Here is a 21,219-nt window from a genome sequence, read left to right on the forward strand (position 1 = left end):
TGCCGCGTCAGACCGTCGCCAGATCAGGTGGCGGCGGCCATGTGCGCAGCGCCATCTCGGCGATCTTGCGCACCTGCTCCCGCGTGGTTCCGCCAGCCGCCTGCACTGCCATGCCCTGCAGGATCGCGGAGAGGTAGGCCGCGAGATCGGCGGCGTCGGATCCCTCGGGTAGCTCGCCTTCGGCGATCGCCCGCTCGAAGCGCTCGCGCAAATCCTGTTCGCCCTTGGCGCGGCGCGCCACCAATTCCTGCTTGATGGACTCGGCGGCATCGCCGCAGGTCAGCGCGCCCTGCACCGCCAGACATCCCGGCGGGTGGTCGGGACCGGTGACCGCGTCGGCGCTTTCATAGAGCATGTGCTCCACCACGGCGCGGATGTTCGGCTTGGCCAACGCGACCTGAAAGTAACCGCCGGGGCCGTCGACATATTTGTCGAGCGCCTTGCGAAACAGCTCTTCCTTGTTGCCGAACGCGGCATAGAGGCTCGGCTTGGTGATCCCCATGGTTTCGGTGAGATCCGCGATCGACGCGCCTTCATAGCCTTTGCTCCAGAACACCTGGAGCGCCAGGTCGAGCGCCTTGTCGACATCGAATTCGCGGGGCCGTCCCATGGCCATGATGGGGTCCTCCTCCAATTTCCTACCGATCGTTAGATAAGTGACTTGACAGGGGATGTCGATGGCCCATCTATACCGAGCGTTATGAATGTGTGCGCTGCAACGTAGACGGGGATCGGGTGTCGTGCCCGCTCCCGTCTCAAATCGGGGAACAGCGCCGAATGTCTGGGGTCATCATGAAAAATATTATAAAAAACAAACGCTTGATTGGAACCGGGCTGGTGCTGGCCGCCTTGGCCATCGCCGCCGGGGCAACTTTCCTGAGCGGTCGCGGCGGTAGCGCGCAGGCCGAGGCAGCCGCAGCAGCCCCGGCGGCGCTGCCGGTCTCGGTCTCCGTCGTGGCACCCCGGCAGACCGTCCCTTGGGACGAGTTTTCCGGCCGGCTTGAAGCCGTCGAGCGGGTCGAAATCCGCTCCCGCGTCGCAGGCGCGATCCAGGAAATTCACTTTACGGAGGGCGCGCTGGTCAAACAGGGAGACCTGTTGATCCTGATCGATCCGTCGCTCTACGCAGCCGATGTGGCGCGCGCCGAAGGCCAGGTCGCCGCGGCCAAGGCGCGCCTGATCCTCACCAAGAGCGATTTCGAGCGCGGCCAGCAATTGACGGATTCGCGCACGATCTCGCAGCGGGATTTTGACGGTCGCGTCAACGCCTACCGCGAAGCCGAAGCCAATCTGAAGGCGGCCGAGGCGACGCTGCAAACGGCAAAGCTCAATCTCGGCTATACCGAAGTGCGGGCCCCGGTCACAGGTCGGGTCGGCAAGCTCGAGATCACCGTCGGCAATCTGATCGCCGCCGGACCCGGAACGCCGGTGCTGACCACGCTGGTGTCGGTCAATCCAATTTACGCCAGCTTCAATGCCGATGAGCAGGTGGTGACGCGGGCGTTGCGGACGCTGGCGGATGAATCGACGCCATCAGAGATCGGGCGCATCCCGGTGCAGATGGGGACCGGCACCTCCGATGGCACGCCCTACAAGGGCCGGATGCAGCTGATCGACAACCAGGTCGATGCGCGCAGCGGCACGGTGCGCGTGCGCGCGGTATTCGACAACGCCGATGGACGCCTGATGCCCGGCCAGTTCGCGCGGCTGCTGATGGGACAACCCAAAGCCGAGCCGGTGTTGCTGATCAGCGAGCGCGCCGTCGGTACCGACCAGAACAAGAAATTCGTGATGGTCGTCGACAAGGACAGCAAGGCGGAATATCGCGAAGTTGCGCTCGGCGTATCGATCGACGGCATGCGCGTGGTGACCGGCGGACTGCAGGCCGGCGAGCGCATTGTGGTCAAGGGACTGCAGCGCGTGCGTCCCGGTGCGCTGGTCGCGCCCGAGGTCGTCGCGATGGGATTTGCTTCTCCTGCGACCGAGCTGGCGCAGCGTTAGCCATCTGATCCCGGTGCTCTTACGAGAGCACCGGGCAATATCAAAAAAGCAACAGAGTGAAACAGTGGGGTCGATCACGGTCGGCCGCGCCGGGACCCTTGCGCTTCGTAGCGCCGATATCAGCGAGACAATGTCATGAACTTTTCCAGATTCTTCATCGATCGACCGATTTTTGCGGGCGTGCTGTCGACGCTGATTTTCGTGGCGGGCCTGCTGTCGCTGCCGGCGTTGCCGATCTCGGAATATCCGGAAGTCGCGCCGCCGACGGTGGTGGTGCGCGCGCAATATCCGGGCGCCAACCCCAAGGTGATCGCGGAGACGGTATCGACGCCGATCGAGGAGCAGATCAACGGGGTCGAAGGCATGCTCTATATGAGCAGCCAGGCCACGACGGACGGATTGATGACGCTCAACGTCACGTTCCGGCTCGGCACCGATCCCGACAAGGCACAGCAACTGGTGCAGAACCGCGTGGCGCAGGCCGAGCCGCGGCTGCCCGCCGAAGTCCGCACCCTCGGCATCACCACGATCAAGAGCGCGCCTGACCTCACCATGGTGGTGCATTTGCTGTCGCCGAACGGCCGCTACGACATGACCTATTTGCGCAACTATGCCGTGCTCAACGTCAAGGATCGGCTGGCGCGCATCGAAGGTGTCGGCCAGGTACAGTTGTTCGGTTCCGGCGACTATTCGATGCGGGTCTGGCTCGATCCGCAGAAGGTGGCCGAGCGCGGGCTGTCGGCTTCCGACGTGGTGCGCGAGATCCGGGCCCAGAACGTGCAGGCCGCCGCCGGCGTGGTCGGCGCGTCGCCGAGCGAAGTCGGGCTCAATCTGCAGCTTTCCATCAACGCGCAGGGACGGCTGCAAACCGAGGAGGAGTTCGGCGAAATCATCGTCAAGAACGGCGCCAATGGCGAAGTCACGCGGCTGCGCGACATCGCCCGGATCGAGCTCGGTGCCGCGGACTATTCGCTGCGCTCGCTGCTGGACAACAAGTCCGCGGTCGCGGTGCCGATCTTCCAGTCGCCGGGCTCCAATGCGATCCAGATTTCCGACACCGTCCGCAAGATGATGGTCGAGCTGAAGGCGAACATGCCCGACGGCATGGATTACAGCATCGTCTATGACCCCACGCAATTCGTTCGCGCCTCGATCGAGGCGGTGGTGCACACGCTGTTGGAAGCCGTTGCCCTCGTGGTGCTGGTGGTCATCCTGTTCCTGCAGACATGGCGTGCGTCGATCATTCCGCTGATCGCGGTGCCGGTTTCCATCATCGGCACCTTTGCCGTCATGCATGTGTTCGGTTTCTCGATCAACGCGTTGACCCTGTTCGGGCTGGTGCTGGCGATCGGTATCGTCGTCGATGACGCCATCGTCGTGGTCGAGAACGTCGAGCGCAACATCGAGCAGGGGCTGACGCCAAAGGAAGCGGCGTACCAGGCGATGCAGGAAGTCACCGGACCGATCATCGCCATCGCACTGGTGCTGATCGCGGTGTTCGTGCCGTTGGCGTTCATTACGGGATTGACCGGCCAGTTCTACAAGCAGTTCGCGCTGACGGTGGCGATCTCGACGGTGATTTCGGCGTTTAATTCGCTGACGCTGTCGCCGGCGCTGGCGGCGGTGCTGCTGAAATCGCACGATGCGCCAAAGGACGCGCTGACCCGTGGCATGGACCGCGTGCTCGGCTGGTTCTTTCAACGCTTCAACCGCTTTTTCCGCCGTAGTTCCGAGGCCTATGGCGGCGGCGTCAAGCGCGTGATCTCGCGGCGCGCGATCGTGATGGTCGCCTATGTCGCGCTGATCGGCGTCACTTATGGGCTGTTCAAGGCGGTGCCAGGCGGCTTTGTGCCCGGCCAGGACAAGCAGTACCTAGTCGGCTTCGCGCAACTGCCTGACGGCGCGACGCTGGACCGCACTGAAGAGGTGATCCGTCGCATGGGCGATATCGCCTTGAAGCTGCCGGGCGTCGAAAGCGCCGTGGCGTTTCCCGGTCTGTCGATCAACGGTTTTACCAACAGCTCGAATTCGGGAATCGTGTTCGTTACTTTGAAGCCTTTTGAAGAACGCAAGGCCGCCAATCTCAGCGCGGGCGCGATCGCCGGCCAGCTCAACGGCAAGTTTTCTGCGATCCAGGAAGCCTTCATTGCCATGTTCCCGCCGCCGCCGGTGGCGGGCTTAGGCACCATCGGCGGCTTCAAGCTGCAGATCGAGGATCGCGCCGGGCTCGGCTATGAGGCGCTCAACGACGCCACCAAGGCGTTCATCGCGAAGGCCAGCGCTGCGCCGCAACTGGCGGGATTGTTCTCCAGCTATCAGGTCAACGTGCCGCAGCTTTATGCCGATATCGATCGCACCCGGGCGCGGCAGCTCAGCGTGCCCGTCACCAGCGTGTTTGAAACCATGCAGATCTATCTCGGCTCGCTCTACGTCAACGACTTCAACAAGTTCGGCCGCACCTATTCGGTGCGGGTGCAGGCGGACGCAAAATTTCGCGCCCGCGCCGACGACGTCGGGCTGCTGAAGGTGCGCTCCGACACCGGCGAGATGGTGCCGCTATCGGCGCTGCTGAAAATCAAGGAGAGCGCCGGGCCGGAACGCGCTATGCGATACAACGGCTTCCTCACCGCCGACCTCAATGGCGGTGCGGCGCCCGGCTATTCAACCGGGCAGGCTCAGGCAGCGGTGGAGAAGATCGCTGCAGAGACCTTTCCGAAGGGCATCGCGTTCGAGTGGACCGACCTGACCTATCAGGAAATCATTGCCGGCAATTCGTCGCTGATCGTGTTTCCGGTGGCGCTGCTGCTGGTATTCCTGGTGCTCGCCGCCCAGTATGAAAGCCTGACCCTGCCATTGTCGATCATCATGATCGTGCCGATGGGTCTGCTGGCGGCGATGCTCGGCGTCTGGCTGACCAAGGGCGACAACAACGTGTTCACGCAGATCGGGTTGATCGTGCTGGTGGGACTGTCGGCCAAGAATGCCATCCTGATCGTGGAGTTCGCGCGCGAGCTGGAATTCGCCGGACGTACGCCCGTGCAAGCCGCGATCGAAGCCAGCCGCTTGCGGCTGCGGCCGATCCTGATGACCTCGCTGGCCTTCATCATGGGCGTCGTGCCGCTGGTGATCTCCACCGGCGCAGGTTCCGAGATGCGTCATGCCATGGGGGTTGCGGTGTTTTCAGGCATGATCGGCGTCACGGCGTTCGGCATCTTCTTTACGCCGATGTTCTACGTGCTGCTGCGCGCCTTGGCCGGCAACCGGCCGCTGACGCAGCATGGCGAGGCATCGGTGGGAAATATCGCGCGCCATCCGGCGGAATGAGAGGATGAATTCCTCCCTCGCCCCGCTCTTGCGGGGAGAGGGTTGGGGTGAGGGGCTCTATCCGCGAATACTGAAAGTGCGGTGAGGGCGGTACCCCCTCACCCGGATCGCAAGAGCGATCCGACCTCTCCCCGCAAGCGGGGAGAGGTTAAGAAGGCACCGCCCGCAATTCTTACGGCAGCGTGTAAGCCGTCTTCACCGTCGTATAAAACTCCGCCGCATAACGCCCTTGTTCGCGGGCGCCGAAGCTGGAGCCTTTTCGGCCGCCGAACGGCACGTGGTAATCGACGCCCGCGATCGGCAGATTGACCATCACCATGCCGGCTTCGGAATTGCGCTTGTAGTCGCTGGCGTATTTCAGGCTGGTGGTGCAAATGCCGGACGACAGGCCGAAGTCGGTGTCGTTCGCGGTCGCCAGGGCTTCGGCATAGTCCTTGACCCTGATGACCGCGGCCACCGGTCCAAAGATTTCCTCGCGCGCGATCCGCATGGTGTTGCTCACATCGGTGAACAGCGCCGGCTGCAGATAGAAGCCGGGCGCATCGCGGTTGAGGCGCTCGCCACCGAACGCGAGTTTTGCACCCTCATCCTTGCCGATCGAAATATATTTGAGGTCCTGATCGAGCTGGCTCTGATCGACGACCGGGCCGATATCGGTCCCGGCCTTGACGGCGTCGTCAATCTTCAGGCCACGCATCCGCTCGATCAGGGCCTCGACGAATTTGTCGTGGATCCCTGATGTGACGATCAGGCGCGAAGCGGCGGTGCAGCGCTGGCCGGTGGAAAAGAACGCGCTATTGGCGGCGCATTCCACCGCGACTTTCAGGTCTGCATCATCAAGAACGACCAGCGGATTCTTGCCGCCCATCTCGAGCTGAAACTTCTTCATCGGCCGCGAGGCGATGCAGGCCGCGGCAACCTTTTGGCCGGTGGAGACCGAGCCGGTGAAGCTGATGGCCGCGACATCAGGATGTTCGAGCAGGACGGCGCCAACTTCCGAGCCGCGTCCAAGCACGAGGTTGAGCACGCCCTTGGGCAAACCGGCACGGTGCAGGATATCGACCAGCGCCCACGACGAGCCCGGCACGAGGTCGGCGGGCTTGATCACCACGGTGTTGCCATAGGCCAGCGCCGGCGCGATCTTCCAGGCCGGTATCGCGATCGGGAAATTCCACGGCGTGATCAGGCCGACGACACCGAGCGCTTCGCGCGTGATCTCGATGTCGATGCCGGGACGCACCGAGGCGAGCTTCTCGCCCGCCATCCGCAGGCATTCGCCGGCAAAGAACGCAAAGATCTGCCCGGCGCGCGCGACTTCACCGATGCCCTCCGGCAGTGTCTTGCCTTCCTCACGCGACAGCAGCCGGCCCAGTTCGTCCTTGCGCGCGAGGATTTCGTCCGACGCCTTCTTCAGGATGTCGTAGCGCACTTGCGGCGTCGATCGCGACCAGGCCGGGAATGCGGCCTTTGCAGCTGATATCGCGGCCTCGGCCTGCGCGCGCGTGCCGCGCACCGCCTGGCCGACAATGTCCTTGGTATCGGATGGATTGACGTTGGGCGCGCGGGCGCCATCGGACAGCCATTCGCCGTCGATCAGATTGTTGAACATCAGCATGATGTGGACTCACTGTTGGAGAAAAAAGCGTTGGTGCCAGCCGGCGGCATATTACCGCCCGTTGGCCTTGCGCCAAGCCGCAAAATCCTTCGGCGTCTGCTCGTCGGTTGCCGGATAGAGGCCGAGGATCGATCGGCCCTTGCGCACTTCTTCGGTAACAAAATCCTCGAACGCCGTCATCTCGACCGCCTCGTCGGCGATTTCGTCGGCAAGATGCGCGGGAATCACGATCACGCCGTCGCTGTCGCCGAGAATGACGTCGCCGGGGAACACCGGCGCGTCGCCGCAGCCGATCGGCACGTTGATCTCGATCGCCTGGTGCAGCGTCAGGTTGGTCGGCGCGCTCGGCCGCTGGTGGTAGGCGGGAAAGCCGAGCGCGGCGATTTCGGCCGAGTCGCGAAAGCCGCCATCGGTGATGACACCGGCCGCGCCGCGCTTCATCAGCCGCGTCACCAGGATGGCGCCGGCCGAAGCCGCGCGCGCGTCCTTGCGGCTGTCCATCACAAGTACCGCGCCGGGCGGGCAGTCCTCGATCGCCTTGCGTTGCGGATGGGCACGGTCGCGGAACACCTCGATCTTGTTGAGGTCCTCGCGCGCCGGCATGTAGCGCAGCGTGAAGGCTTCCCCGACCAGCACCGGCTGATTTGGCCCGAGCGGATGCACATCCTGGATCATCTGAATGCGGAAGCCGCGCTTGAACAGCGCGGTGGCGACGGTGGCGGTGGAGACGGTTTTGAGTTTGTTGCGGGTGGCGTCGCTCAGTTTTGTCATGTTGTTCTATCCCAGTTTATTCCGTCATTCCGGGATGGTGCGTTAGCACCAGACCCGGAATCTCGAGATTCCGGGTTCGCACTTCGTGCGCCCCGGAATGACGGTGGTAATTACTTACACCGCGCCATGCGCTTCCACGTAAAGCGCGTACACGGAGTGGCTGCTCGTCATATAGAGGCGGTTGTTCTTCGGGCCGCCGAAACAGAGGTTGGCGCAACGCTCCGGCAGCCGGATGAAGGCGAGCGGCTTGCCCGCCGAGTTGAACACCATCACGCCATCGAGGTCTTCCGACTTGCCCTTCAGCTGATACACCTTGCGGCCGCCAACGTCAGCGGGATCCGGCTGCAACGCGCCGTTGCTGCCCCAGCCGCACCACAGATTGCCGTCGCGATCGACCCGGAAGCCGTCGAGCGCGCCCTGATCGGCGGCGTCGATCAGCTTGGTGCGGCTGCCGAGCGTGCCGTCGGCGTTGACGTCATAGGCCCAGATGCTGCGGTTGGGCGAACCCTTCCACTCGACGACGTAAAGCTTCTTCTCATCGGGCGAGAACGCCAGGCCGTTGGGATTGACGATGTCGGTGATGACGGCCGATATCTTGCCGTCCTTGGCGATGCGGTAGACGTTGGTGGTGGCCTGTTCGGGCTTTTCCTTCTTGCCCTCCCACTCGCCATTGATGCCGAACAAGGGATCGGTGAACCAGATGCTGTCGTCGGACTTGACCACGACGTCGTTCGGCGCGTTCAACCGCTTGCCTTCGAACTTGTCGGCGAGCACCGTGATCTTGCCGTCCTTCTCGGTGCGGGTGACGCGGCGGGTCACCGAATGCTCGCAGGTGACGAGGCGGCCCTGGCGGTCGCGTGTGTTGCCGTTGGCATAGTTGGCGTTAGCGCGGAAGACGCTGGTCTGGTTGGTCTTCTCGTCGAACTTCATAATGCGATTATTGGGGATGTCACTCCACAGGAGATAGCCGCCCTCGGGAAAATAGGCCGGCCCTTCGGCCCAGCGGAAACCGGTCGCGATCTGCTCGACGGTCGAGGAATAGATCCGGTATTTTGTGAAGCTCGGATCGAGGATTTGCACCGACGGATCGGGATAGCGCTGGTTCATCGTGAACGGGAATGACTGCGCGCCGGCGGCACGCGAGAGAAGCGTGGTGGCCGCGGTGGCGCCGGCTGCGGCGAGGATGTTGCGTCGTGTGATGCTCATGGGTGGTCCTCCCTGGGATGTTTTTGTATGGTCCTTGTTCTTCGTTATCCACGTCATTGCGAGAAGCAAAGCGACGAAGCAATCCATTCTTCCTTTTGTGCCGAGAGATGGATTGCTTCGCTTCGCTCGCACTGACGATTGCGCTAGTAAATCGACGGCTCCCCTACCGGCTTGCCAAAGCCGGTCTCCAGGAAATCGAAATCGCAGCCTTCGTTGGCCTGCTTGATGTGCCTGGTGAACATCCAGCCATAGCCGCGCTCGAACCGGCGCTCCGGCGCTTTCCATTCGGCGCGGCGCTTTGCAAGTTCCGCCTCCGGCACATCGAGGTTGATGGTGCGGGCGTTGACGTCGAGCGTGATGCGGTCACCATTCTTGACCAGCGCCAGCGGGCCGCCGATATAGGATTCCGGCGACACATGCAGGATGCAGGCGCCGTAGCTGGTGCCGCTCATGCGCGCATCCGACAGCCGCACCATGTCGCGCACGCCCTGCTTCACCAGTTTTGTGGGGATCGGCAGCATGCCCCATTCCGGCATGCCGGGACCGCCTTGCGGCCCGGCATTGCGCAGGATCAGGACGTGATCCGCGGTCACATCGAGATCGGGATCGTCGATCGCTTTCTTCATCGAGGGGTAGTCGTCGAACACCAGCGCCGGCCCCGTGTGCTTGAGAAAACGCCGCTCGCAGGCGGAGGGTTTTATCACGCAGCCATCTGGCGCAAGATTGCCCTTGAGCACCGCGAGCGCGCCTTCGGCATAGATCGGGTCGTTCACGGTGCGGATGACGTCGTCGTTGTAAACTTCGGCGCGCGCGATGTTCTCGCCGAGCGTCTGGCCGGTCACGGTCATGACGTCGAGATGCAGATGCTCCCTGATGCGGCTCATCAGGCCCGGCAATCCGCCGGCATAGAAGAAATCCTCCATCAGATATTTGTCGCCGCTCGGACGCACATTGGCGATCACGGGCACCTTGCGGCTGGCGATCTCGAAATCGTCGAGCCCGATATCCTGACCGGCGCGGCGGGCCTGCGCGATCAGATGGATGATTGCATTGGTCGAGCAGCCCATCGCCATCGCCACCGTGATCGCGTTCTCGAAGGCCCTGCGGGTCTGGATCTTGTTCGGCGTCAGATCCTCCCACACCATCTCGACGATGCGGCGGCCGCATTCCGAGGCCATGCGGATGTGGCCGGCGTCGGCGGCCGGGATCGAGGATGCACCCGGCAGGGTCATGCCGATCGACTCGGCGATCGCGGTCATGGTCGAGGCGGTGCCCATGGTCATGCAGGTGCCGTAGCTGCGGGCGATGCCGGCCTCGACATCGACCCAATCCTTGTCGGAGATTTTGCCGGCGCGCCGCTCGTCCCAGAATTTCCAGGCGTCCGAGCCGGAGCCCAGGGTCTTGCCCTTCCAGTTGCCGCGCAGCATCGGCCCGGCCGGAAGATAGATCGTCGGCAGGCCCATGCTGGTGGCGCCGAGCAGAAGGCCTGGCGTGGTCTTGTCACAGCCGCCCATCAGCACGACGCCGTCGACGGGATGGCCGCGCAACAATTCCTCCGCGTCCATCGCCAGCATGTTGCGATAGAGCATCGTGGTCGGCTTCAGGAACGATTCCGACAGCGACAGCGCCGGCAGCTCCATCGGAAAACCGCCCGCCATCAGGATGCCGCGCTTGACGTCGTCGACGCGGGACTTGAAATGCATGTGGCAGGGCTGCGCGTCCGACCAGGTGTTGAGAATCGCAATGACGGGGCGGCCCTTCCACTCCTCCGGCGCGTAGCCCATCTGCATCGCGCGTGACCTGTGGCCGAAGGCGCGAAGGTCGTCGGGCGCGAACCAGCGCGCGCTGCGAAGCTGGTCGGGGGTCTTGCTTTTGCTGCTCATGATTGAGTACCCCATTTCTGGACGGTGTTGCGCTCGATAGTGCGGAAGATCAGGTTTTCCACGATCAAGCCAATGATGATCACCGTCAACAGGCCGGCGAAGACAGCAGGTATGTCAAGCAGGTTGCGGTTTTCGAAGATGAACCAGCCGAGCCCGCCCTGGCCGGATGAGACGCCGAACACCAGTTCGGCGGCAATCAGCGTGCGCCAGGCGAACGCCCAGCCGATCTTCAGGCCGGTCAGGATCGAGCCGAACGCCGCCGGAATCAGGATGCGCGCCACGTAAGGCAGCCCGCGCAGGCCGTAATTGCGGCCGACCATCCGCAGCGTGTTCGACACGCTCTTGAAGCCGGAATGGGTGTTGAGCGCCACCGGCCACAACACCGAATGGATCAGCACGAAGACGAGGCTGCCATTGCCGAGCCCGAACCAGATCAGCGCCAGCGGCAGCAGCGCGATCGCCGGCAGCGGGTTGAACATCGCCGTGACGGTTTCGAGGAAATCCGTGCCGATGCGGGTGGAGATCGCCAGAATGGTGAAGATCGCGGCGAGGATGATGCCGGCGCTGTAGCCCATGAACAGCACCTTCAGCGACGCCCAGGCGCGCAGCGGAATGGTGCCGTCACGCACCTTCTCGAACATCGTGACAATGGTGTCATGAAAGGTCGGGAACAGCAGCGGATTGTCCAGATAAGTGCCGTAGACTTCCCAGACCACCGCGAGGAAGAGGATGATCACGGCTTTGCGGACGAAGCCGTCGTTCCACAGCAGTTCGAGCACTGAAAGCTTGCGCTCAACCTCTACCGACGCGGCTGCGGCGGAGGTGTCGCGCATCAGAATTTTCGCTTCGCCCATCGCGTGTCCTTCTTAGTGTACCGCGGCGGCTTCGTTGTCCGCGCTCGAAAACAGCAGATCGTGAATCTGCTTTTCGAGCCGGGCGGCGCTGCCGTCCTCGCTGGAGACCTGATCGACGTCGATGATTTCGGCCTTGACCCGCCCGGGATGCGGCGACAGCAGCAGGATGCGGTTACCGATCTTGATCGCTTCTGCGATCGAATGGGTGACGAACAGCACGGTGAACTTGGTTTCCGACCAGAGCTGCAGCAATTCGTCCTGGCAGGTGCGCCGGGTCAGCGCGTCCAGCGCAGCGAACGGCTCGTCCATCAACAGGATGTCCGGCTCCATTGCCATGCCGCGCGCGATCGCGACGCGCTGCTTCATGCCGCCCGACAGCGTATGCGGATAGGAATCGACGACGCGGGTGAGGCTGACCTTCTCGATGTAGGCGCGGGCGCGAACCTCGGCCTCCTTGCGCGGCAGCCGCCGCGTCATCAGAAGCGGGAACATGACGTTTTCCAGCACCGTCTTCCACGGCAGCAACTGATCGAACTCCTGGAAGATCATCATCCGATCGGCGCCGGGCTCCGTGATCTCGCGGCCCGAGATCCGCATCTTGCCTTCGCTCGGCGTCATGTAGCCACCGACCGCCTTCAGCAAGGTCGACTTGCCGCAACCGGAGGGACCGAGCAGCACGAAACGATCGGAACGATCGACCGTGAAACTGACCCGCTCGGTCGCGGTCACCACCGCGCTCGAAGTCTTGTAGCGCAGCGTTACGTCGCTGACGTCGAGAAGCGCCGTCATCGCCTCAGTTGCCCTTCAGGTCATGCGCCATCGGCAGGTAGTACTCGGTCCATGCCTTGGGCCGGGTCTTCAGTGTGCCGGTCTTGAACAGATGGGCGGCGAATTTCATGGTGCCCTGCGGCTGCAGGTTCCACTCCATCATGCCGGGCTCCTTGAGCCAGGCCAGCAGATCCTCGACGCTGGTCTTGTCGCCGGTGACTTCCTTGTAGATTTCGACGGCTGCCTTGGTATCGCTCCGGATCAGATCCTGCGCTTCCTTGGTGGCGTCGCGCACCGCCTGGACGATCTTCGGATTGGCGTCGGCGAATTTGGTGGTCGTGAAGAACTGCGCCTGGCTCAGCGGCCCGCCCATCACGTCGGGCGACGACAGCACGACATGCGCGCCGGCCACGTTCTTCAGTTCGAGGAACGTAAACGGCGGGATCGCAAAATGGTTGCGAACCTCGTGCTGGGCGTTGGTCATCGCCACATAGGCGTCGGGATGACCGAGCTGCACGGTGTTGGGATCTAGCTTCGACCATTGATCGGCGCCAAACAGTTCGGCGGCTGCGATCTGCAGCACGATGGCCTGGGTCGAGACCTTGACGGTCGGCACCGCGATCTTGTCGTTGGGGCCGATATCTTTCAGCGATTTGATATGGGCGTCGCGGCTGATCAGCGTCATCGGCTGCGCGGAGGTGGCGACGATACCCTTGACGCCGCCGCGGGTACGATCCCACAGCAGCAGCAGATTGCCGGTGCCGGTGTTGAGAATGTCGACGCCGCCGGCAAGCAGCGCGTCGGTCTGCGCACCGCCGCCGCTCAGATTGATCCATTTGGTTGACACGCCGGGCACGCCGAGCGCCGCGGCGTGCTTTTCGATCAGCTTCTGCTTTTCCATGATGTGCGACGGCATGTAGAAAATGCCGGGCTGCCGCGACAGCGCGATCTCGCTCTTCTGTTGCGCCAGCGCGGGCGCGCCCGACAGCGCAATTCCGAGTGCCGCGATTGCGCCTGCAGCGGCGCGCCACATCATGCTCTTCATCGTTGTTTCCTCCGGCGGTCTCTACGCATTGACGCCCTAAACGAGATGCACTAATATATTAGTGTATTTGAGGCAAGCACCTTCTGAAAGGACCGTTGTTCCGATGGGTCCAACGCCAATCGCCGCCCGCCGCGCCGCACCGCGTTCCCCCGAGCGGCTCGATCGCGACCGGCAGGCTGCGCCCCAGGTATTCGAGCGTCTGCGCGGCATGATCATTTCGCTGGAGCTGCCGCCGGGATCGCCGCTGTCGCGGGCCGCTTTGGCCGGGCAGTTCGGAATCAGTTCGACGCCGATCCGCGACGCCCTGATGCGACTGGAGGAGGAAGGCCTGGTCGACGTGTTCCCGCAATATGCGACCGTGGTCAGCCGGGTCGATGTGCGATTGGCCCAGCAGGCGCATTTCTTGCGGCAGGCGGTCGAGCTGGAGATCGTGCGCGGGCTGGCGATCAGCCATGACGAAGCGTTCGTCGCCGAGCTGAATGGAACAATCGTGCGCCAACAGCAATTCGCCAAGGCCGGCGAGTTCGAGAAGTTCATGGCCGCCGACAATGAATTCCACGCCCAGCTCTATACGGCGGCCGACAAGCAGGACATCTGGACGCTGGTGAAGAGCCGCAGCGGCCATATCGACCGGCTGCGCCGGCTGCATCTGCCCTCCCCCGGCAAGGCGCAGGACATCGTGCGGCACCACAGGCTGATCGCCAAGGCGATCGACGCCGGCGATCCGGACGGGGCGCAGAAGCATCTGCGCACCCATCTGTCGGGGACGCTCAGCGAACTCGCCCAGATCCGGGCGCGGTATCCGGAATATCTGAGCGACTGAACACCGCAAATTAACCGCGCCATCAGAACGAATCGGCTCGGTTGCGGCGGCAATTGTACGCTGTCCACCCGACAACAGGCGGATATGCGGTTTTCGGCAGGAACATCTGCAGCCGGGAAACCGTTGCAGGAGAACAAGGTTTCAGCGAAAATCGCAACCTGCCGTTGACCTGATTCCAGCGGGCGCCCGGAGAACCTTCTTTTGGCAAGAATATTGATTGTAGACGACGATACCGCGGTTCAGGCCACGGTCCGCCTGTTGCTCGAGCGCGCAGGCCATAGCGTGGTCACCGCCGGTGACGGCCGTAAGGGGCTTGCGCTGTTCGAAAAGGAAGATTTCGATCTGCTGTTTCTCGACATCTTCATGCCGGGAATGGACGGGTTCGAGACCATGCGGCTGGTTCACCAGCTGCGGCCACTGATCCCGATCGTCGTGATCTCGGGACGGCCGATATCTTCCGAAGAAGGTGGCGCCCCCGACTTCCTGACCATGGCGACCAAGCTTGGCGCCGTCTCCAGTCTGCAGAAACCGTTCAAGCCGGCGGCCCTGCTGGCGACGGTCACGAGCTGCCTGGAGGCCGCCAAACGCCTGTCATCAAGTTCATCCCATGCCCCTGGCGGAGTTGCTTCCTGCCCGTAATGCGAAATAGCATTGCCGGGTTCGCCCAGCCGCTTGCTCGGGATGAACGGGAGGGCGATCGAATCAAAAGATGACGCTCACAACCAGGCTTGCCATCGCCATGATTGCGTTGGTCGCGCTCGCGGTTTCCGCGGTCGGCTGGCTGAGCTATCGCAGCCTGGAGCAAGCGCTGCTGCTGCGCGCCCGCGACCGCATCGAGACGCATTCGCGGCAGGTGGCGACCGACCTCGAATATTACACGGCCAGTGCGACCGGAGACGTCGCGAGCTTTCGTTCGGCGGCGGCGTTGCGGGGACTGGTCCACGCCCGAAGGGCGGGCGGCATCGATCCGGTGGATGGCGTCTCGGAAAAAACGTGGCGGGACCGGATAGCAACCCGCTTTGCGGCGGAGCTCGAAGCCAAGCCCACCTATGCGATGTTGCGGATCTTCAGCTTTGATGACGACGGCCGTGAGGTTGTCCGCGTCGACCGGATGGGAGCAAACGATGCGGTTCGGATCGTTCCCGAAGAGGGACTGCAGAAGCGAAGCAACCGAAACTATTTCACCGAAACGCTCGCGCTCGGGCCCGGACAAATCTACGTTTCGCCGCTCGATCTGGGACGCCGCGACGGATTGATCGAGGAGAAGCACAGGCCGACGATTCGGATCGCGACGCCGCTCTTCGCCGATGACGGCAAGCTGTTCGGCATTTTCATGATCAATGTCGATATGCGGCGGGCATTCGACCGCGTGCGGTCGTCGGTGTTGCCGGGCGAGACGATCTACGTCGTCAACCGGCAGGGCGATTATCTCATTCATCCCGACCATTCACGCGAGTTCGGCACGCTGATCGGCACGCCCAACGACTGGAAAGCCGACTTTCCGCAACTGGCGGCACAGGCAGGGGCAACCCGGGGCATCGCCGAAATCGTCCCGGATCATGCTGCCCGCTCGGGCGGGATAGCTCTCGCCCCTGCCCTTCTGGCTGGTACCGAATGGGTTGGCGTGATCGAAACCACCCCCAACGCCGTGATCATGGCGCCGGCCGCCAGCATCAGGAACACCTCCCTCCTGGTCGGAACGATCGCCGTGCTATGCGCGGCAGTGCTGGCCCTGCTGATCGCGAGGTCGCTGACCCGGCCGATCGTTCGCCTGACCGCCGCCGTACAGGGCGCCGCCCGGAACGGGAAAATCGCCGTTCCGGTTGACGCTCGCGGCGAGACCGGCGTGCTGGCGCGTGCGTTCGCTGACGTGATCGAGGAGGTCAACGAGAAGACCGCAGCACTGCAGCAGGAGGTTCAGGAGCATCGCCGCACCATCGCGGCGCGCGACCACCACGCCGAGCGCGAGCGCCTGTTCAGCGCGGCGGTCGAGTCATCCAACGATGCGATCATCACGACGTCGCTCGACGGCACGATCACCGGCTGGAACTCTGCCGCGGAACGATTGTACGGATACAGTGCCGCGGAAGCGGCAGGCAAGAACATCGCGATCCTGATGCCCGCCGGCCGGCTGCCCGAAGTGCAGGATATCCTGCGCCGGATCGGCTGGGGCGAAAGCATCGAGCACAACGAAACCACGCGCCTTCGCAAGGACGGCACGCCGATCGAGGTTTCGCTCAGCATTTCGCCGATCAAGGCGCCCTCGGGCGCGACCATCGGCATATCGAAGGTTGCCCGCGACATTACCGACAGCAACAAGACCCGGCTGGAGCTGCGCCAACAGGCCGAGGAGCTTCGCCGCGTCTTCGAGACTTCGCAGGATCTGATCATGGTGACGGATTCACGGGGATCCGTGGTCCAGATCAGCCCGAGTTGCGCCGTCATCCTGGGCTATTGGCCCGGCGAGATGATCGGCCGCAGTGGAGAGGACTTCATCCATCCCGACCATCTGGAGAACTCGCGCCGGGAAATGCGCGCCTTGCGGCGCGGGCAACGCCCGGCGATTGCGGACACGCGTTGCTTTCACAAGAGCGGACGCGAAGTGTGGCTGTCCTGGCTCGGGGTCTGGTCCGAACCGGTGGGACGGTTCTTCTTTGTCGGCCGCGACATGACCGAGACCCGCCGGGCGCAGGAAACCTTGCGTGAAAGCGCACAGCTGGCCCGCGGGATCATCAACACGGCGCTCGATGCCTTTGTCCAGATGGACGATCAGGGCACGATCGCGGACTGGAATTCGCAAGCCGAGAATATCTTCGGCTGGACACGTGATGAAGCGGTCGGAGCCAAACTCAGCGAACTGATCATTCCGTACGTCCATCGCGACGCGCATGCGGCCGGCCTGGAACGGTTCCTGCGCACCGGTGACGGGGTGATCCTCGGCCGCCGTCTCGAGATCGACGCGATGCGCCGCGACGGCAAGGAGATCAAGGTCGAACTGAGCGTCACCGCGCTGAAGCGCCGCAACGGCTTCGTGTTCAACGGTTTCCTACGCGACCTCACCGACAAGATAGCCACTGAGGACCGCATCCGGCAGTCCGAGAAGATGGAAGCCGTCGGCCAGCTCACCGGCGGCATCGCGCATGATTTCAACAATATCCTGACCGTCATCACCGGGACGATCGAAATCCTGGCCGACGCCGTCAAGGACGAGCCGCAACTGGCGGCCATCACGCGGATGATCGACGAAGCCGCGTCACGCGGCGCCGACCTCACCCAGCATCTATTGGCATTTGCCCGCAAGCAGCCGCTCGAGCCTCAGGAAACCGACGTCAATACGCTGATCATCGACACCGCGAAACTGCTGCAGCGTACGCTCGGCGAGCATGTCGAGATCGAATCGGTATTCGAAGACGAGTCCTGCCCGGCGATCGTCGATCCCAATCAACTGGCCACCGCCATCCTAAATCTCGCCCTCAACGCCCGCGATGCGATGCCTGACGGAGGCAAGCTGATCATCGAAACCGGCATGGTCGTGCTCGATGAGCATTACGCCAGGACGCATAATGACGTCCGGCCGGGCCGCTACGCGATGATCGCGGTCAGCGATACCGGAACCGGCATTCCCGCTGGCATCCTCGACAAGGTGTTCAATCCGTTCTTCACCTCGAAGGGACCCGGCAAGGGAACCGGCCTCGGGCTGAGCATGGTCTACGGCTTCGTCAAGCAATCCGCCGGCCACGTCATGATCTACAGCGAGGAAGGCCACGGCACGACGATCAAGATGTACCTGCCGCCGGCCTCAGGCACATCGCTTGCGGCCGGGCCGAGCCACGGGCCGACGGTCGAGGGCGGCAACGAGACGATCCTGGTGGTCGAAGACGACGCGCTGGTGCGCAATTACGTGCTGACGCAACTGCATTCGCTCGGCTACGTGACGCTGGATGCGGGAAACGCGACGGAGGCGCTCGCGATCGTCAACGCCGGCCACCCGTTCGACCTGCTGTTCACCGACGTGATCATGCCCGGCCTCAACGGCCGCCAGCTCGCCAACGAGATGCTGAAGATCAAGCCCGGGCTGAAAGTGCTGTTCACGTCAGGCTATACCGAAAACGCGATCATCCACCACGGCCGGCTCGACGAGGGCGTGCTGCTGCTGGCCAAGCCCTATCGCAAATCGGATATGGCCATCATGATCCGCAAGGCCCTCGGCGACTAGAGCCTTTTCCGTTCCGATCGAATCGGAACGGGGTTCTGGATTCTAGATTTGACGTGTTTTCTTGACGCGAACCGGTGTCCACTTCGCTGGAAAACGCTCCAGCGGCCTACAGCCGCCGCGCATTCTCGCGAAAGCTGCGCCGTCGCCGCCCACTCACGCCTGACGCGAAGTGGTCATCACGATTCGGACCAGGTCAGCGGCGTTGCGGGCCCCGAGCTTCTTCATGATGTTGGCGCGGTGATCCTCGATGGTCCGCGGGCTGATCCCAAGGTGCCTGCCCGCTTCCTTGTTGGACGCGCCGGCGGTGAACTGCTCGAGCACTTCGCGTTCCCGGCGCGTGAGCGGCTCGCGTCCGGGAAAATGCAGCGTCGCGATCCGGGACGCGGAGTTGTTTTCCGCCTGCCGGCGCGCATAGGCTTCGATCGCCTCGTCGAGCCGTGCGACGATCTCGCTGCCACGGAACGGCTTTTCAATGAAGTCCAGCGCGCCGCTCTTGATGGCGTTGACGGCCATCGAGATATCGCCTTGCCCGGAGATCATGAAGATCGGCGCAGGATAGTCCTCGCCGTGCAGTTCCTTCAGGATGTCGAGGCCCGATTTGCCGGGGATATGCACGTCGAGCAGGATGCAGGACGGCGTCCGGGTTCGTGCAACGGCCAGCAATGCGGCGCCGTCGGCAAAACAAATGACCTGATAACCGCCCGCCGACAGCACCATGGAAAGCGTGTCGCGCACGGCAGGGTCGTCATCGACTACAAAGATCTCCCCGCGGGAGTGGGCTTTCTCAGCCATGTTTCAACTTCCGTGCATGGTGAAACGTGACGCGCACTCGATATCGGTACTCAACTCCATACCGCATCAAAACGCCCCCGTATTTGTACGGGACGTTCGCTTAACGCACAAGTAGCAACGCGCCCCTAAAAAGTGGCCCGAGGAGTGCAGCCATGCAGAACCCCCAAGGCGGCGGCATCGCGATCGAACCTGACGACCGAAATAACGCGTACCGCTCGGTGGTATCGGATGTCATATCCCTGATCGAGCATGTCCAGGCGAGCCTGAGGCTGATCGAACAGGAGATCGCCCGCGAAACCGCGTCCGGCAGCCAGGACATCTCCGCCAATGTCGTTGTGCTGGATGATGTGACGCCGCCCTATGTCAGGGCGACCGTAGCGTTGAAGGCCTGTGACGCCAATCTTGCCATCGCCCTCCACTCGCTGCTCGACCCCATGACACCGTCCAATACACCGGAGCAGGGCGCCAGCGATTACGCCTGGAGTCCGCCGGCGCTTTCGGTTCTCGGCGCGTAAGCGAATAGCGGCGCCGTGCCGCAGCAGCCCGCCCAATACGGCCATCTGAAAATTGGGGACATCGGCCAGCCTGTGCCGGCGATCACTTGCCGTTCGCCGCCATCCTGTCCCGGATGTTGCCCGGTTTTTCGGCAATGGGCGATTTCACCGCCTGACCGGCGGTTCGGGAAGCTAGACGCTCAGGACATCATCTCATCGGACTTCGACGCTGCGCCCGGCCGCTTCTTGGCGTTCTTGCCGCGCAGGAAGTGAATGTCCATGTCCGTGCCGTTGACGCGGACCAATTCGCAGCGGCGATAGGCGAGCCCGGTCGATGACAGCAGCAGAAAGAACTCCTTGAGGTTGAGACCTTGAATGGAGCCCTCCACGGTCAACGTGGCCTCGGTATCGGAGATCGAGTTGAGCTGGCAATCCCGGCGCCAGGTCCCGTCGATCGCCATGATGCAGACGTCGTAACCCCGGCTGAACGTGACCCGCTCGGCTCCCTTGTTCTCTTCTGGACATGGCCAGCGAATACGGCTCCTGACCGGTCGAACCGGCGGCGCACCAGATCCGGATGCTCTTGCGGGCCGCGCGTGCCTTCAGCACCTCGGGCACAATCGAATCGCGGAAATGATCGAACGGCACCTTGTCGCGGAAAAAGAAGGTCTCGTTGGTGGTCATGGCTTCGACCACCTGGGCGATGATCGCTGGCGCCCCGCCCTTCATCTTCTGCACGAGTTCGCTGATGCCGGCGAGGCCGCATTTGCGCGACAGCGGCAGCAGGCGGCTTTCGATCAGGTACTGCTTGTCTGCGGACAGGTCGAGACCGGAATGGTCCTTCAGGAGCTTACGCAGATACTCATAGTCTGGCGGGGTCACGGGTGGCCTCTCAACGCAAGCGGAAAACGATTTAGACGGGTGTCGGTTCGGTGACTTCGATCAAGCCGACTTCCTTGAACTTGTCGGCGACGATATCCTTGTCGAACGGCTTCATGATGTATTCGTTGGCGCCGGCATGCAGCGCACGCGAGATATGGTCCATGCCGTTTTCGGTGGTGCAGAACACCACCTTGGGCACATCGCCGCCGGGCAATCGGCGCAGATGGCCGAGGAATTCATAACCGTCCATCACGGGCATGTTCCAGTCGAGCAGGACGGCATCCGGCATGGCGCGCTTGCAGACTTCGAGCGCCTTCTCGCCGTCCTCAGCCTCGGTGATTTCAAAGCCCATCTCTTCCAGAATGCGACGCCCGATTTTGCGAACGACGCTGGAATCATCGACAACAAGACATGTTTTCATTTTTCGGCCTCCGGTTTGCCGATCGTTATGCGGCGAGTTGGGTCTTGGGCACGATTTCGAGGACGCGATCGACATCGAGGACGACCATGAGCTGGCCGTCGAGGCGGTGGACGCCGCCGGCGAG

At 63.0% G+C, this 21,219-nt stretch carries 17 protein-coding genes and 2 pseudogenes; 6 read left to right on the forward strand and 13 right to left on the reverse strand.

What is annotated here, in order from left to right:
• Window positions 1-7: 7 nt before the first annotated feature.
• Entirely contained in the window at window positions 8-616 is a 609-nt protein-coding gene (locus JQ575_RS33580) for a TetR/AcrR family transcriptional regulator (protein WP_212037449.1), read from the reverse strand.
• Window positions 617-792: 176 nt separating this feature from the next.
• On the opposite strand from JQ575_RS33580, the gene JQ575_RS33585 reads away from it, so the two are divergent.
• On the forward strand, window positions 793-2,001 hold the full coding sequence (locus JQ575_RS33585; RefSeq protein WP_212037450.1) for an efflux RND transporter periplasmic adaptor subunit: 1,209 nt from the start codon (window positions 793-795) through the stop codon (window positions 1,999-2,001).
• A gap of 135 nt (window positions 2,002-2,136) precedes the next feature.
• A complete protein-coding gene (locus JQ575_RS33590; protein WP_212037451.1) occupies window positions 2,137-5,325 on the forward strand; it encodes an efflux RND transporter permease subunit in 3,189 nt (1,062 codons plus the stop codon).
• Between the two features lie 172 nt (window positions 5,326-5,497).
• Here JQ575_RS33590 and JQ575_RS33595 read toward each other — a convergent pair whose 3' ends face one another.
• The 7 genes from JQ575_RS33595 to JQ575_RS33625 form a co-directional block, all read right to left on the reverse strand.
• The gene (locus JQ575_RS33595) at window positions 5,498-6,940 is read right to left on the reverse strand and encodes an aldehyde dehydrogenase family protein (protein ID WP_212037452.1); all 1,443 of its coding nucleotides are present in this window, start codon (window positions 6,938-6,940) and stop codon (window positions 5,498-5,500) included.
• Between the two features lie 51 nt (window positions 6,941-6,991).
• Window positions 6,992-7,711 (reverse strand): ribonuclease activity regulator RraA, encoded by a 720-nt coding sequence (locus tag JQ575_RS33600; RefSeq protein ID WP_212037453.1) that lies wholly within the window; start codon window positions 7,709-7,711, stop codon window positions 6,992-6,994.
• A 114-nt stretch (window positions 7,712-7,825) separates the two neighbouring features.
• Window positions 7,826-8,917, reverse strand: a complete 1,092-nt coding sequence (locus JQ575_RS33605; RefSeq protein ID WP_212037454.1) for an SMP-30/gluconolactonase/LRE family protein — start codon at window positions 8,915-8,917, stop codon at window positions 7,826-7,828.
• Between the two features lie 143 nt (window positions 8,918-9,060).
• Window positions 9,061-10,800: an L-arabinonate dehydratase gene (gene araD / locus JQ575_RS33610; RefSeq protein WP_212037455.1), complete on the reverse strand. Its 1,740-nt coding sequence runs from the start codon at window positions 10,798-10,800 to the stop codon at window positions 9,061-9,063.
• The gene (locus tag JQ575_RS33615; RefSeq protein WP_212037456.1) at window positions 10,797-11,654 is read right to left on the reverse strand and encodes an ABC transporter permease; all 858 of its coding nucleotides are present in this window, start codon (window positions 11,652-11,654) and stop codon (window positions 10,797-10,799) included. Before JQ575_RS33615 ends, araD begins: the two co-directional genes overlap by 4 nt.
• Window positions 11,655-11,666: 12 nt before the next feature.
• On the reverse strand, window positions 11,667-12,443 hold the full coding sequence (locus JQ575_RS33620; RefSeq protein ID WP_212037457.1) for an ABC transporter ATP-binding protein: 777 nt from the start codon (window positions 12,441-12,443) through the stop codon (window positions 11,667-11,669).
• A gap of 4 nt (window positions 12,444-12,447) precedes the next feature.
• Window positions 12,448-13,455, reverse strand: coding sequence for an ABC transporter substrate-binding protein (locus JQ575_RS33625; protein ID WP_409364847.1), 1,008 nt, complete (start codon window positions 13,453-13,455; stop codon window positions 12,448-12,450).
• A gap of 115 nt (window positions 13,456-13,570) precedes the next feature.
• Here JQ575_RS33625 and JQ575_RS33630 point away from each other — a divergent pair, with 115 nt between their 5' ends.
• The 3 genes from JQ575_RS33630 (at window position 13,571) to JQ575_RS33640 (ending at window position 18,506) form a co-directional block, all read left to right on the forward strand.
• Window positions 13,571-14,290, forward strand: coding sequence for a GntR family transcriptional regulator (locus tag JQ575_RS33630; protein WP_212037459.1), 720 nt, complete (start codon window positions 13,571-13,573; stop codon window positions 14,288-14,290).
• 201 nt (window positions 14,291-14,491) lie between these two features.
• On the forward strand, window positions 14,492-14,929 hold the full coding sequence (locus tag JQ575_RS33635) for a response regulator (RefSeq protein WP_212037460.1): 438 nt from the start codon (window positions 14,492-14,494) through the stop codon (window positions 14,927-14,929).
• Window positions 14,930-14,999: 70 nt separating this feature from the next.
• The gene (locus JQ575_RS33640; RefSeq protein ID WP_212037461.1) at window positions 15,000-18,506 is read left to right on the forward strand and encodes a PAS domain S-box protein; all 3,507 of its coding nucleotides are present in this window, start codon (window positions 15,000-15,002) and stop codon (window positions 18,504-18,506) included.
• Between the two features lie 153 nt (window positions 18,507-18,659).
• Here JQ575_RS33640 and JQ575_RS33645 read toward each other — a convergent pair whose 3' ends face one another.
• Window positions 18,660-19,298, reverse strand: coding sequence for a response regulator transcription factor (locus tag JQ575_RS33645; protein ID WP_212001077.1), 639 nt, complete (start codon window positions 19,296-19,298; stop codon window positions 18,660-18,662).
• A gap of 152 nt (window positions 19,299-19,450) precedes the next feature.
• Here JQ575_RS33645 and JQ575_RS33650 point away from each other — a divergent pair, with 152 nt between their 5' ends.
• Complete coding sequence (locus JQ575_RS33650) at window positions 19,451-19,813, forward strand: hypothetical protein (RefSeq protein WP_212037462.1); 363 nt, start codon at window positions 19,451-19,453, stop codon at window positions 19,811-19,813.
• Between the two features lie 179 nt (window positions 19,814-19,992).
• Here JQ575_RS33650 and JQ575_RS45115 read toward each other — a convergent pair whose 3' ends face one another.
• From JQ575_RS45115 to JQ575_RS45120, 4 genes and pseudogenes are all read right to left on the reverse strand, one after another.
• Window positions 19,993-20,328, reverse strand: a complete 336-nt coding sequence (locus JQ575_RS45115; protein ID WP_409364848.1) for a PilZ domain-containing protein — start codon at window positions 20,326-20,328, stop codon at window positions 19,993-19,995.
• Window positions 20,294-20,674, reverse strand: a pseudogene (locus JQ575_RS33655) (CheR family methyltransferase); the annotation flags it as partial. The pseudogene JQ575_RS33655 and the gene JQ575_RS45115, both read right to left, overlap by 35 nt.
• A gap of 31 nt (window positions 20,675-20,705) precedes the next feature.
• A complete protein-coding gene (locus JQ575_RS33660) occupies window positions 20,706-21,095 on the reverse strand; it encodes a response regulator (RefSeq protein WP_212001080.1) in 390 nt (129 codons plus the stop codon).
• A 25-nt stretch (window positions 21,096-21,120) separates the two neighbouring features.
• A pseudogene (locus JQ575_RS45120) lies at window positions 21,121-21,219 on the reverse strand (chemotaxis protein CheW); the annotation flags it as partial.

It is taken from the genome of Bradyrhizobium sp. JYMT SZCCT0428 (assembly GCF_018131075.1).
Taxonomy (GTDB): Bacteria; Pseudomonadota; Alphaproteobacteria; order Rhizobiales; family Xanthobacteraceae; genus Bradyrhizobium.